Annotated in this window: 11 protein-coding genes; 6 read left to right on the top strand and 5 right to left on the bottom strand. The window is 36.4% G+C overall.

The window, feature by feature from the left end; translation table 11 throughout:
- The first annotated feature begins 17 nt into the window (after positions 1–17).
- On the top strand, positions 18–626 hold the full coding sequence (locus ACH2CJ_RS01320) for a DJ-1/PfpI family protein (protein WP_394990268.1): 609 nt from the start codon (positions 18–20) through the stop codon (positions 624–626).
- Positions 627–720: 94 nt separating this feature from the next.
- Here ACH2CJ_RS01320 and ACH2CJ_RS01315 read toward each other — a convergent pair whose 3' ends face one another.
- Entirely contained in the window at positions 721–1,521 is an 801-nt protein-coding gene (locus ACH2CJ_RS01315; RefSeq protein WP_394990267.1) for a hypothetical protein, read from the bottom strand.
- Entirely contained in the window at positions 1,497–2,435 is a 939-nt protein-coding gene (miaA, locus tag ACH2CJ_RS01310; RefSeq protein ID WP_394990266.1) for a tRNA (adenosine(37)-N6)-dimethylallyltransferase MiaA, read from the bottom strand. The genes ACH2CJ_RS01315 and miaA overlap by 25 nt, the downstream gene beginning before the upstream one ends.
- Positions 2,436–2,526: 91 nt before the next feature.
- Between miaA and ACH2CJ_RS01305 the strand changes: the two genes are divergently transcribed.
- The 4 genes from ACH2CJ_RS01305 to mtgA all read left to right on the top strand — a co-directional run bounded on the left by ACH2CJ_RS01305 (position 2,527) and on the right by mtgA (position 7,613).
- Positions 2,527–3,165, top strand: coding sequence for a DUF4230 domain-containing protein (locus ACH2CJ_RS01305; RefSeq protein WP_394990265.1), 639 nt, complete (start codon positions 2,527–2,529; stop codon positions 3,163–3,165).
- A gap of 86 nt (positions 3,166–3,251) precedes the next feature.
- Positions 3,252–4,301 carry a hypothetical protein gene (locus ACH2CJ_RS01300; protein WP_394990264.1) on the top strand — a complete coding sequence of 350 codons (1,050 nt, stop codon included), beginning with the start codon at positions 3,252–3,254 and terminating at the stop codon, positions 4,299–4,301.
- A complete protein-coding gene (locus tag ACH2CJ_RS01295) occupies positions 4,216–6,561 on the top strand; it encodes a 3-coathanger stack domain-containing protein (protein ID WP_394990263.1) in 2,346 nt (781 codons plus the stop codon). The genes ACH2CJ_RS01300 and ACH2CJ_RS01295 overlap by 86 nt, the downstream gene beginning before the upstream one ends.
- Before the next feature lie 266 nt (positions 6,562–6,827).
- Positions 6,828–7,613, top strand: a complete 786-nt coding sequence (gene mtgA, locus ACH2CJ_RS01290) for a monofunctional biosynthetic peptidoglycan transglycosylase (protein ID WP_394990262.1) — start codon at positions 6,828–6,830, stop codon at positions 7,611–7,613.
- A 7-nt stretch (positions 7,614–7,620) separates the two neighbouring features.
- On the opposite strand, the gene ACH2CJ_RS01285 is transcribed toward mtgA, so the two are convergent.
- The 3 genes from ACH2CJ_RS01285 to tsaD all read right to left on the bottom strand — a co-directional run bounded on the left by ACH2CJ_RS01285 (position 7,621) and on the right by tsaD (position 9,281).
- Entirely contained in the window at positions 7,621–7,833 is a 213-nt protein-coding gene (locus ACH2CJ_RS01285) for a DUF4926 domain-containing protein (RefSeq protein ID WP_394990261.1), read from the bottom strand.
- A 98-nt stretch (positions 7,834–7,931) separates the two neighbouring features.
- Positions 7,932–8,171: a DUF6883 domain-containing protein gene (locus ACH2CJ_RS01280; RefSeq protein WP_394990260.1), complete on the bottom strand. Its 240-nt coding sequence runs from the start codon at positions 8,169–8,171 to the stop codon at positions 7,932–7,934.
- A gap of 96 nt (positions 8,172–8,267) precedes the next feature.
- A complete protein-coding gene (gene tsaD / locus ACH2CJ_RS01275; RefSeq protein ID WP_394990259.1) occupies positions 8,268–9,281 on the bottom strand; it encodes a tRNA (adenosine(37)-N6)-threonylcarbamoyltransferase complex transferase subunit TsaD in 1,014 nt (337 codons plus the stop codon).
- Positions 9,282–9,417: 136 nt separating this feature from the next.
- Here tsaD and ACH2CJ_RS01270 point away from each other — a divergent pair, with 136 nt between their 5' ends.
- Positions 9,418–14,154: a translocation/assembly module TamB domain-containing protein gene (locus tag ACH2CJ_RS01270; protein WP_394990258.1), complete on the top strand. Its 4,737-nt coding sequence runs from the start codon at positions 9,418–9,420 to the stop codon at positions 14,152–14,154.
- The last annotated feature ends 274 nt before the right edge of the window (positions 14,155–14,428 follow it).

The following is a 14,428-nucleotide window of genomic DNA, read 5'->3' as shown; positions in this document are numbered from 1 at the left end:
CCTCTAAACTCTTTTCTATGCGTACCGTAGCAATCTTTATTTTTGATGATGTCGAAGTTTTGGATTTTGCAGGTCCTTTTGAGATTTTTGGGGTAGCAGGAAAACAAGGTGGTGGTGAAGGTCATTTTGAAGTTTTCACTGTTGCCGAAAAACCAAGCATTGCTGCCAGAAATAATTTGGTTATAATGCCAACCTATACTTTTGAAAACTGTCCTACTCCAGATATTTTACTTATTCCTGGTGGTGGAGGTTTCAGAGCTGACGGTACACCTTTTGGCACTCGTCGAGAAATAAACAACGAAAAACTGCTAAATTGGGTGCGAGAAATGAACAAAAAAGTAGAGTTATTGCTTACGGTTTGCACTGGCTCGTTGATTTTGGCAAAAGCTGGTTTGCTCGAAGGACTTTCTGCAACTACGCATTTCAAAGCAGTTGAGCAAATGCGACAAGTTGCTCCAAATACGACTTTGTTTCCTGAAAAACGTTGGGTTGATAACGGTAGAATTATACTATCGGCAGGGGTTTCAGCAGGAATTGATATGTCGCTTTATGTCGTTTCAAAATTACACGGAAAAGCGATTGCTGATGAAACAGCTTCTTATATTCAATATGATTATTGGAAGTAAAATTGCTAAAAAGTCAATTCAAAAAAAGTATGCTTTTAATTAAAAAGTGTTTATCGAATTTGATGAAAAGAGCACACCTTTAGAAATCGACTACTCAATACTTCTTCACCGAATAAATATCCATTACTAAATAACTACTGTCAATGTTAGTATAATTGAGTTTTACGAAGCCATATTCTTCATTGAAATAAGCCACCAAACGAGTTTCGCCAAGCGTACTTTGTGCAGTGGCTTCTACAACAAAGCATTTTAAGTAGCCAATATTTGTCTTGATTGTTTGAATATCTCTGATGCGATAAGTAGAATTTATCTGCAAGCTCCCTTGCCAAGTTTTCCATTTTTGACTTCCGCCCACATTGCTTGTAGTTGTGGTACTTTGCCAAACATTATCTTTGACGAATGGTTCTTTTATTTCTGGAAATGGGTTGAGTTCGGTTATCAAAAAATGATTTTCACGTGGCAAACGAATCGTAATATCTTTACAAACCTCCACCAAACCTGTTTGCTCATGTCGAATACCTCTGCGTTCTTTATTCAAATAATCATATTGTAGCAACGACTCCTGACCAAAATAATCACCCGCTTTAACAGTCAATGCAATTTGTTGAATGGCTGTATAATCTTGTTCAAAAGTCAATTTTGATTTCGATTCAAGTTTCCAGTTTTCTTCATAAGGCACAATATGGTCTGGTTTTGTAAAAAGTTTGACCAGTAAAGTATCTTTATTATTGAGGAAGTAATATTTATAAAAAAACTGTCGATATTGCTTAAAAATAGTATTATCTACTGTCAAATACCTCATTTCTTCAAACGTTTGTCCGAAGGAATTTTGTAAAAAACCGAAAAATAAGAATATAAAAACGCTAAATTTCATCTCAATTTTGAAAAAATACATGTTTTTATTCCTTCAAAATCAGTGCCATAAAACCACTCAAACGCATCTTGATTTTTAAACCAAGTCATTTGTCGTTTGGCATAACGTCTTGAGTTACGTTTCAATAAATCTACCAGTGTGGCATAATCGCAGTTTCCGTCTAAATAATCAAAAACCTCTTTATAACCCACCGTTTGCAAAGCATTATGATGTCGGTAGTCAATCAAACTTTTCACCTCTTCGAGCAAACCATTTTTCATCATCAAATCCATTCTCAAATTTATTCGCTCATACAATTCCTCACGTGGGCGTTCGATTCCTATTCTTATAATATTGAAATTTCGCTCAATTGGTGCTTTTTTATGAAACGAAGAAAAAGGTTTTCCTGTACTCAAACAAACCTCCAAAGCCCGTACAACTCGCTGCGAATTTTGTAAATCGGCAGTTTGACAATACTTTGGGTCGAGTCTTTGAAGCTCTTCAACCATGTCATAGAGTTCACCGTTGTTGAGTCGTTGCATCAATGTTTCACGCAAAGCCAATGGAGCATCGGGCATTTCGTCAAGTCCGTCGGTAATAGCTTTGATAAAAAGGCCCGACCCACCCGTCATGATTGCCACTTTCTTTCTTTTAAAAACATTTTCTTCTAATAATTTAACCGTATCTCTTTCAAAATCTCCTGCACTATAATACTCATTGATATTATGCGAATCAACAAAATGATGCACCACCCCAGCCATTTCTTCGGGTGTAGGCTTTGCCGTTCCGATACTCAACTCACGGTAAAATTGACGAGAATCGGACGAAACAATTTCGGTGTCTAATAGTTTAGCCAGTTTTACACATAGTTGGGTTTTGCCAACTGCTGTTGGACCAGCAATAATAATCAAGTTACTTTTAGTGAGTGATGAAGTCAAATTTTCTGAAACGAGCATTTTGTTAATCTAATGAATTTGCCTAAAATTAAGATTTTTTCAAGAAATTTGTTCTAAATTTATTAATTCTCTCATTCAACAGTAAAAAAATATGGAAATTTTGCTTTTTCTCGTAGCCATTGCCATTGGCGGAATTGCCGCTTGGCAGATTTTCAATTGGATGTACGGCAAAAAACTCCGTGATAATAAAGACCAGCTTCGTCAAGAGTCCACCCTCCTACTCGAACGCATCGAAAAAGTTTTTAAAGTAGTGGTAGCAGAAGGATATTTCACCGAAATCTATGACCATAACAGCAGAAAAGAGTTTTTAGGGTTTTTCAATGTTAATAAAAAAGCTTTGGTTATCTCAAGAGCAAAGGTTTCGGTAGGTTTCGACTTTGGTAGAATGAAAGTCAAGCGAGATGATATTTCTCGTAAACTTATCATCGAAGAGTTTCCAGAAGCTGAAGTGCTTTCGATTGATACTGACTATAAATTTTATGATATTAACCAAGGTTGGCTCAATAAATTTAACCATGAAGATTATACGAATATCTTAAACGAAGCAAAAAAAGTAATGCAAGACAAAGCACTCACGAGCGATTTACCCAAAGTTGCCAATCGTCAAGTGGGACTCATGATGATCCAACTGGCCGCTTCAATGAATTGGGAAGTGGAATTTAAACAATTAGCCGAGACAAATAGTAAAGAATTAGCTGAATTTGCCGAATTTCAGGAAATGGCAAAATAAGAATATTCAACAAATAGAAATCGGAAATAAAGTGTTGATTTTCTCTTAAAAAATATGAACTTTGATATAAATCAATCTCAAAGCTCATGAAAACTACTTTTTTTGCTATTTTATTGATTATCAGTAGAATAGCTACCTATTCCCAAGTTTGCCCAGCCATTTCTTCGGCTTGGAATATTACTTCTTCTACGTCTATTTCGATACCCAATTCTGAAGATTTAACTACCGATGATTATGGAAATATCTACGTGATTGGACATTTTACTTCATCTTTAAATTTTACGAACGGAACTACCTTATCGGCAGCAACTGGTACTTTATACATTGCCAAGTTTAATCCAGATAGCACTGTAATTTGGGCTATCAATGCTGGCGGGAATTCGGGTATTTCAATCCAAAGTCGTGGTATTAGCGTCAGCCCCGATGGAAGCAATATTTATATAACAGGTTTTTTTTCTAATACTGTTACTTTTGGTTCACAACCAGCCATTACCTCAACTATAAAGCCAAATCTTGCATATTCGAATGATATTTTTGTAGCAAAACTCCGTGATGTTGGCGGACTTCGTACGTGGCAATGGGCAGTGAAGGCTGGTGGAATAAGTGGTGATAAAGCCCAATGTATGACGATGGATAATGCAGGAAAACTTTATATAGGAGGTATTTTAGAATATTATGATACTTCGGCTGGCGATGCAATTCCTTTCAATGAGCAAAACTGTACCTTTGGTGCTACTACCATTGACTGTATTCGTGGCTATGATTTATTTGTTACAAGATTGACTGACAATGGCTCTTCGGCTACTTGGGATTGGGTCAGGTCATCAGAACAAAAGTATCTCGGTAACCCAATTTGTAATGCAGTTGCTGGAATTACGATGATTAATGACGAGGTATTTGGCATAGCCACCAATAAAACAAATGGTGATGTTTTCATTACAGGGTCGGTTTATTTAAACGTATCTACAAATGCCCAAAGTTTTTATATTGGTTCACAGCAATTTCAGCAAGGGTTAAATTACGATATGTTTGTTTCAAAACTTGATACTGATGGCAATTGGCAATGGGCAACAAGGGCAGGGGGGCATTGGGGCAAATACCTCTGGAAGCGAAGATGGAAGAGGAATAGAAGTTGATAGTGTAAGCAATATATATGTTGCTGGAGATTTTGAAACAACTATGAGGTTTGGCATGGGAAGCAACGAAATAACCGCACTTTCATCGGCTGGTCAAAAAGATGCTTTTATTGGAAAACTCAATGCCAATGGCACTTGGGCTTGGGCAAAAAGAATGGGTGGTAGTAGTTATGATTATGCAGGAGGTATTGATTATCAGAATGGGCAAGTGTGGGCAATCGGAACTTTTATCGGAACGGCTGATTTTAAAACTGTTGGACAACTGATATCAGCTGGCAGTAGTGATATTTTTTTAGCAAGATTTGATAAAAATGGCAATTGGCTCGCCGATGGTGCGACCCGTGCAGGAGGTGCAGGAGTAGAGGGAGATAACTCTATAACAGGCTCTTCTCATAAAACAATGGGTTTTGATGTTGATATTACTAATGTACCTTGTGCTACTGGTAGATATGCAGGCCCAAATGCTTCTTTTGGCAATAAAACACTCACTCGAGTAGGATCAAATCCATTTATTATGCGGCTAAATTGTGGGCAAATTGCGAGTAGTTGTACTCAAACCATGTCAGCTTATAACCCTGCTTCAACGAATAATACTAATTTTAAAGTGATGTCGCTGATGCAAGATGCCAATGGAAATACGTATTTGGGAGGAAAATTAACAGGAATCACAAGTTTTACTATTAATGGAAATCCTGTTGCTTTTGACCCTGCTAATGGTAGTGCTATTGTTGTACAATTGAATACAGCTAACCAAGTTTTGTGGGTTGTGCAAGGGGGTGGAGCAAATGCAATTGTCAATGACATCGCAATTCAAGGGAATAATATTGTTGTAATGGGGGATTATTTTGGAACAGCTAATTTTGTAAAATTTGACAATCTTTCAAGTGGCACAACTACTACAACAGAATCCTTCACAAGTGCTGGCTTGAATGAGATTTTTGTAGCAACCATAGAAACCCGAACTGGTATTACGCATTGGAATTGGATTTTATCAGCAGGAGGTGTAGGTAATGACCATGCAACGGCTATCACAACAGCTGGCATTGATGGTGTTTATATTACAGGTTATGTGGGGCAAAGTGCAACGCCTATCGTTTTTAGTGCGGCTTCTGGTTCTGTCAGTATTCCAAATACACTTGGAAATTATACATTATATGTGGCAAAAATCTTAATCGCCTATAATCCTGGAGGAACCATAAGATTTATCAAATGGGCGTATGTTACAACGCCAACACAACCCAATACTGCCACTACAATTAGTACCGAAATTGGAACTGATATTGCAGCAAATTCGGCAAATGAAGTATATATTGTGGGTTTTTATCAATTCAATGATGCCGCAAATCCAAGCGATGCACCTACTTTTGGTGCAACTACACTACTTCCGACCAAAGGGGATGATATTGTAGTGGCAAAAGTCAATTCGGCAGGCACATGGGCTTGGGCAACAAAAGCAGGGAATAATGCACAATTTGGCTCTGCTAATCGAGCTTATAGTTTGGCACTTGGAAGTAATGATGATATTTATATAAGTGGTCGTTTTATTACAGCCGCTGGCGATTTTCTGAAATTTGGAAATACGAATACAAGTGAAATTCCTGCTTTAACAAATACACAGGGGTATGATATTTTAGTTGCAAAATTGAATAGTTCGGGTCAATGGCAGTGGGCAAATAAAGCAGGGGGTAGCGGAACTGATAGTGGTGGTGGTGTAGCATATAAAAATGAAAAAGTACACCTGATAGGTTCTTTTGAAGCAACAGTTAATTTTGGTGGAACAAACCTAACTGCAGCAGGAAACAGAGATTATTATTTTGCAAGACTGACTAATTTAGGGCAATGGCTACCTAAATTTTCAATTAGTGGAGGTGGAGTCGAAAATGACCTTACTTATATCAAAGGTGATGTTAATGCAACTCATTCGCTCGTAGTTGATACCCAAGAAAATGATTATACTACTGGTTTCCACACAGGAACTGCCACTTTCGGCAACACCAATTTAACCAATGCAGGAGTAAATGCCGTGGTCATAAAAACTTCTTGCGGTACTTGTAGTAGCAGTCCTATCTCACTCATGAATCCTATGCATAATATTCCAACGGCTAATCCAGAACAAAAAACCTCTTCGTACATTACCGCTACAAATTTTGTAACGAGTGGTAATGTGCTTTATCAAGCGGGTACGTTTATCCTACTCAATGCGGGTTTCAAAGTAGAAAATGGTGTAGTTTTTAATGCACAACTGGGAGGCTGTAATTAAAGATTTATCTGATAGGCGAGAGAAAAAACCTCTCAACTATCAGATGATTTAATATATCTACAACTGAATAGATTAAATTTGAAAAGAAATTAGATAGTAAATTTCACCCAAAAACATTTTTTCAATCATCCATTCTTAAGAAATATAGTTATTTTAAGAGATAAGCTGCATTAGAAAACAAAAAGCCCAAATCTGTTACAGAAGTAAAATGGTTTGTGTGAGACAAAAAAGTTTCCGACTTTTGCAAAAACTATGACCAAACGACCATGAAAGATCCTCGTGACAATAAAAATACATTACGTACAAAAAATACAAAGCCTTCGGTCGCTGCCCAAAAGAAATCAGAAGCATTGAAAAGTAAAATCAAACGTTGGGTAATCAAAATCACATTGTATTTTTTGGCTATTTCTATTGGATTGGTTGTTTTATTTAAGTTTGTGCCAGTTCCTATTACTTCTACCATGATTTCTCGCAAAATGTTAGCCATTGCCAATGGTGAAAATAGCGAGATTTATTACGACTGGACATCCTACGAAAATATTTCAAAAGAAGCACCTTTGGCTGTTGTTGCCGCTGAAGACCAACTTTTTCCTACACACTTTGGTTTTGATTTTGAGGCCATGGGCAATGCCTTTAATCGTAACCAAAAAGGCAAAAAATTACGTGGTGCAAGCACGCTTTCGCAACAAGTTGCCAAAAACGTATTTCTTTGGCAATCAAGGAGCTATACAAGAAAAACACTGGAAATTTACTTTACTTTTTTGATAGAAGTCATTTGGGGAAAAGAACGGATTTTGGAGGTTTACCTCAACGTAGCCGAAATGGGCAAAATGACTTTTGGCGTAGAAGAAGCCTCAAAAAGATACTACGGAAAATCTGCTAAAAACATCAGTCGTGAGCAAGCCGCTCGCATTGCTTCGGTCTTGCCAAGCCCCATCAAGTGGTCGGTTGCTAAACCCGGCCCTTATGTCAATCGCCGTACAGCACAAATCGTTCGTCAAATGAGAGCTTTAGGTGGTGTGGCTTATATTAAGGATTTGAGGAGTTTTTGAGTTTTTATTATGCTAAAACAGGTTCATAATAAACTTTCATCAAAGATGAAGATTTCAAAGGAATCATGGCATAAGTTACGCCTTTTGTGTCGGCAAACTCAACAAGAAAAGCATCATTATCAAGTTTTTCTACGATAGTCCCCAACTCGCCTTTACGCAGTTTATGAGAAGGAATCTCCTCAGTTAAAACCACTACATCAAATATATCCAAAATGTCCATAGTTTTATAAATTTACATAGCAGCTTGTTAATCTTGGAAAATTTTCATCAGTTTTGATAATCCAACTTGTTCTAACAAATGCACTTTTAGGAGGATTCTCAACAGATATTTACAACATACAAATTACCGTATTGGTTTATTTCTGTTATAATTGCTTCATTATTTTGTATTTTTATTAAAATAATGTCTTTCAAATTTTGAAAGTTTTCTAATGAAAAGCCCAATGCCGATATAAAAACCCTGGCCTTATGTTTTCCAATTGGGTAGTTTTCAGAAAGGCAATAATCTATCAGTTTTCTGTCATCAATAAAGGCTTTTTCGGCATTAGGCAAAATCATATTTCAAAATTATGGGTTTTTATTAAAAAAGCAAAGGTTTTCAAATTTGTTTTGGTGAAAAGTAAGAGAAGATATAATTTAATTATCTTTATAAAATCACCACTCCATCCTCGGCAAGGGACTCACTTCTTGGCTTGAAAAGTCGCCTTTCAAATACTTAAAATGTGCCGCCATAGCAATCATTCCTGCGTTATCAGTGCAATATTGAAAAGCAGGAATATAGACGTTCCAATTTTCTTTTTCGCCCATTTCTTGCAGTGTTTTTCTTAAACCCGAATTTGCAGAAACTCCACCTGCAATGGCCACCTCTTTTATGTTCAATTCTCGTGCGGCACGGCGTAGTTTTTGTAACACCATACGCACCAAAGTGTACTGTACGCTGGCACAAATATCGCTCAGATTTTCTTCTATAAAATTCGGATTTTCAGCAATTCGTTTCTTTAAAAAATACAAGATCGATGTCTTTATTCCACTAAATGAAAAGTTATATTTTGGCATTTCCGACAAAGGAAATTCAAAAGCCAAGGGATTGCCCATTTGAGCATGTTTATCTACCAAAGGCCCTCCAGGGTAAGGTAATCCCAATAATTTTGCAGTTTTGTCGAATGCTTCTCCTATGGCATCGTCTTGGGTTTCGCCCAAAATTTCCATTTTATCATAATCTTTGATTAAGACAATTTGTGTATGTCCGCCACTAACAGTCAGACAAAGAAACGGAAAAGCAGGTTTTGGTTCGTCAGGGCGGCTATCCGTAATAAAGTGAGCCAACACATGGGCTTGCATGTGATTTACTTCAATCAAGGGAATATTTAGAGCCAGAGCCATTGCTTTAGCAAAAGAAGTACCCACAAGCAAAGAGCCAAGAAGCCCCGGCCCACGAGTAAAAGCTATGGCATTTAGCTCTTTTTTTGTTACCTTCGAAACTTCTATGGCTTTTTCAACCACTCTAACAATGTGCTGTTGGTGAGCTCGTGAAGCAAGTTCGGGGACAACTCCCCCATAAAGTTCGTGAATTAGCTGTCCAGCAACAATGTTGGAGCGTATTTTTCCGTTAGAAATTACGGCCGCCGATGTATCGTCGCACGAAGATTCGATTGCTAAAATATTCAAAGTTTACCCTTTAATGTTGTTAAAAAGCACAAAATTAACACTATTGTAACACAATTTTCTAAATTGTTACTAATAAAATAAATAAATTTAGCGTAGCATACTGGAATCGGAATTGCGTTCAAGCTTGCTCTACAAAATGCGTAAAGTACTAAAAATATTTACCATCACACTCATTACCCTCATCGTTATTATATTGATGAGTGGCTTGCTAACGTTTTCTCCAGTACCAAATACATTATTAGTTCTGATTGCTCTTTTGTTGCTTAGTTTGGTGTTTGCTTACTATGCAAAAAGGGCGATTCCTACCTTAGTTATTATTCTTATTTTAGGTTTTTGCTTGGTGTTTTATGCCATGCAACTACCTCAATTTCAGACTACTTCGCTGCAAAAAGCGACTGAATTATTATCAAAAAAATTAGGTTCAAAAGTAAAAATTGAGAAAGCACGAATGACGTGGTTTGATGAAATTACGCTTGAAAATATCACGATTTACGACCATAAAAATCGTGAAATGATTTTTGTGAAAGAGCTATATGTCAACTGCAAAACCAATTTTTCGTTCAATTGGGAAAAGATTCTGACCTTCGATAATAACCTTGATTATGTGATGATTCGAAATCCTCGTGTGAAGTTAACTTACGAACCTGATGGAGAATTGAATATTGACAAATGGCTTGCTAAAATTGACGAACTCACTGCTTCAACTGATACTACTAACCGACTCAAAGGCGAGCATAATGTTCCGTTTACGATTGACGAAGCCTACATTCAAGATGGAACTTTTACACTCGAAGACCCGGCTAAAAAACGTTTCCCAAAAGAAGAGTTTGACTACAATAACTTTACCTTTAATAATGTTGATGGCAACCTCAAAAGATTCTTCATTCAAGGCGATACAATTACCTTTGGTTTGAAGAATATGAAAGGAATTGATAGACGTAGCAACTTGACCATTAAACAATTAGATACAAAATTCTTTTATTCTCGTAAGTCAATGGCTTTGAATGATTTGTATGCTAAAATCAATAATTCAACACTCAAAAATTCAATTTTATTCAATTATTTTAGTCCAAAAGATTTTAGTAATTTCAACGAAAAAGTAACCATCGAAGGCAACCTAAAAGACTGTGAAATTGATGCCCAAGACCTCGGACGATTCGCCCCAGAAATGTATGCTTACCGTGAAAATTACCTACTCAATGGCGATTTTAAAGGGACAGTTCATAATTTTCTGATTAAAGGTTTTAAGCTAAAGTTTGGCAAAAACAGCTATTTTGATGGCGATATTGCAATCAAAAATTTACCCGACCTGAAAAAAGCCGACATGGATTTGAACTGGAAACTTTCTCAAATTGATGCTGCCGATACTCGCCAATATGTGGGCGACTCGTTGTATTTCAAGCAAGTTCAGAAATTCGGTACAGTCAATTTTGCAGGAACTTTCAAAGGGTTTTATAATGATTTTACGACTGACGCTTACATAAAATCTGCGATGGGAAATGTGGGCGGAAATATCATGATGAAGATTCCAGAAAGTAAAGCATTACCAAGCTATTTTGGTTCGATAATGGTTGATAATCTTGAGATAGGAAAGTTGGTTGATGAGTCAGAATTTTTACAAAAATTGTCGTTTGCTGGTAAAATCCAAGGGCAAGGCTTCACCATAAAAGATGCCACTTTAGACTTTGACGGGAAAGTACAGCACATTTGGTTCAATGGCTATGATTATAAAAACATCTATGTTGATGGCAAAATGAACCAATCGCTTTTCGACGGACGTATAAGTGTAAAAGACACAAATTTATCAATTAGTGTTGGCGGAAAAATTGATTTTGCAAAAGAATTAAACAAGTTTGATATTCATGGAATTGTTCAGAATGCAAATTTAAAGCCATTGGGCTATTCAAAAAATGATGTAAAATTCCGTTCAGAAATCAGCCTCAATTTTGAAGGAAATGAGTTGGATAATTGGCTCGGTGAAGCGAAGTTTTTACGCACAGTTTTACAATATGACAAACGACTACTTGGCATTGACTCAGTTTTTGTAACTTCTTCATTATCAGCTAATTCTAGAAACATTAGTTTACTTTCTGAGTTCTTTAATGTCGATATTTCGGGTAAATTTACACCAAGCAGAGTAATTACTGATGTAACAAGATTGTCGAAAGAATATACTCAATATTTCTTCGACAAAGAACAAATTCGCTTAGATTATTACGCCCAGTTGCCCTATGCCGATATTGCCAATAAATATGAATTAGACTACAAGGTTACTTTCAAAAAATCTGAGCCGTTTTTTGCTTATTTCTACCCCGATTTATACGTTTCTCACGGCACACAACTAAGTGGAAACCTCAATATTAGAAATACCGCAGAGCTATCATTATCAGGAAAAATTGATACTCTTCGGCATGGAGATTTGGCATTTTATAACAACGATTTAGATTTCAATACATCTAAAGAAGCCACTTCGCCAAAGATTTTGACATCCTTGATTCTTAGTTCTGATAAACAAAAATTAGGCAACATGACACCGACCGAAAAAATGGAAGTTTCGGGAGCTTGGGGGCAAGGAAATGTAATTGAGTTTGACGGCAGAATCAGACAGCAAGAGAGTTTAAATAAAGCACAGGCTTTCGGAAAATTAACCTTTTTATCGGAAGGTCTTGATATTACATTTAATCCAAAAAACACTAAACTTGATTTGCTCGGCAGTCAATGGATGTTGGGAAAAGACAACCTGATAAATGTTCATAAAACCGATATTTGTTTCCAAGATGTCGCACTTTCAAACCAAAACCAAAGTATTTCGCTCAATGGCTCGTTTTCGGAAGATTCTACCAAAGAGTCATTTATTGATGTTCGTGATTTCGATTTACAGACCTTAAAACCTATTTCAGCCCTCGATTTGAAAGGTATTGTTAATGGAAAATTGATGTTGAGAGATATTTATAACGATGCCGTTATTACAAGTGATTTTAATATAGATGAATTGATTTATAAAAACATTTTGATTGGCACAGTTGCAAGCGAAGTGCTTTGGGATAACCTCAAACAAAAGCTCAATATCAACGGAAATATTGTCAGAATTAATAATGAAATTTTTCGTTTGTCGGGTACTTATGACCCAAAAGATGACCGAAATCCGTTGAACTTGAAGGCAACTTTGAAAAAAACCAATTTAGAGATTTTCCAGTCTTTTGTTGATGATATTTTCTCAAATTTGGGCGGATACGCCACAGGGACACTGACAGTAAGAGGTACGGCAAAAGACCCAATTATTCGTGGCGGGGTGAATTTGGAGAAAGGGGTTTTAAGACTAAATGCATTAAATTCTTACTTATATTTTGACGATAAGATAAATTTTAACGAAGAAGGTTTTGTTGCCGAAAAAGGTTTTAAAGTTAGAGATGCCTTCCAAAATGGCAATGTTGCTGAGTTAGAAGGTGGTATTTTTAATGGTGGTGGCGGAAATTTCATGTTGGGTATTCATGCCTATATGAAAGGACGAGATGGCTTTAAAATAATGAATACGAGCATTAGAGATAATGAAAGTTTTTATGGCGTTGGCATGACATCGGGTGATTTGCATATCACAGGTGACTTTAATAATGTGAATATTTCAGCAAATTTAACGAGTAGAAAAGGCACTAAAATAACCATTTTGCTTGATGGTGAAACTACTGTAAATACCAAAGAACAAGGAATAACGTTTGTTACTAAAACTATACAAACAACTGATATTCAGCTACTTGACAAATTATTAAAGAAAGATAATGGCGTGAAGCGTTCCGCTCAAAATACTGATTCTGGAATCGATTCGGGAGGTTTAAAGATGTCATTCAATTTTACCATCACACCTGATGCCGAATGTATTGTAATTTTCGATCGAAATAACCAAGACCAGCTCAATGCCGTTGGCAACGGAAATCTCAGTATCGAATATGATACCCGTGGCGGTTTCACGATGTCGGGTCCTTATACAATTAAAAATGGAAAATACGATTTTAGCTTACAGAATATCTCGAAATTGCGAAAATTTGATATTGCTGAAGGAAGTAGAATTTTGTGGTCGGGCAACCCTTATGATGCCGACATCAATATTATTGCAACTTATACTGCTTATGTATTATTGGACGGAATTGTTGCTGGAACAAATACTTCGGAGCTAAAAAGCCGTTATCCTGTGGTTGCATACATTATGCTTACTGACAAATTGATGAAACCAACTACCAAATTTGACATTAGATTTAACCAACGCCAAATTCCGCTCAATCTGCAACCACAAGTTATTGCTTTTGAGCAACGTCTGCACGACGACGAACAACTTTTGAACAATAATTTTGTAGGAATTACGGCACTCAATCGCCTCTTTTCTGACAATAGTTTCAAAGATGCTCTTGATTCACAACTTTTGCTTGATAATGTTAGTGGAATCTTGACTAATCAATTGGGTAATATTGCTTCAAAAATTGACCCTAATCTCGAAGTTGGAGTGCAGTTGGGTAATCTCAGTAATGTTCGTCAAAAATTGTTGAACAATATGCAAGTCAACTTTTCTTATAAGTTTGGCAATAATATTAAGGTGAGTGTCAATAATACGATTCTTCAAAATCAAGACCAAACGGCAAGCAATTATTTTTATGGTGGCGAAGTAGAATGGATGCTCAATCAAGATGGCTCGTGGCGATTGAAGGCATATAGCCGCAACGTACCAAATTACTACTACAACTTCAATAGCAACGTTTCGGTCAATGGTGTGAGCTTGCAACACACTCGTAGTTTCAACACGATTTTCAAACGTAAGGAAATCAAGGATTTGCCGATGGGAATTTCAAGTAAAAAGTCTGAAAGGAAATTAGTTGCTCAGTAGAATTTTTGCTTTCACTTTGCCATTTTGAGCTTGATTTACCAAATAATAATTGTATTCTTACTAGAGGTTGTTTAAGTTTTTTGATTGGGCTTAAATTTAACTTACTCTTCGTTTAAAAAAGGCTCATTTTCTACCCGCAAAAAAAACATAAACAACCTTTAAGAGTTTGTTTTGGAATTATATTCTGTTGATAATCAAAGAGATAAATGCAATTTGTATCATAGCTTCTGATGAAATTATTGTTTTTTCCACGTCTCGGAATAATCTTCGTCTA

Origin of the sequence: Emticicia sp. (assembly GCF_043780375.1) — a bacterium.
Taxonomy (GTDB): Bacteria; Bacteroidota; Bacteroidia; order Cytophagales; family Spirosomataceae; genus Emticicia.
The sequence above is the reverse complement of the archived record's forward strand: the minus strand, read 5'-3'. Positions and strand labels throughout refer to the sequence as shown.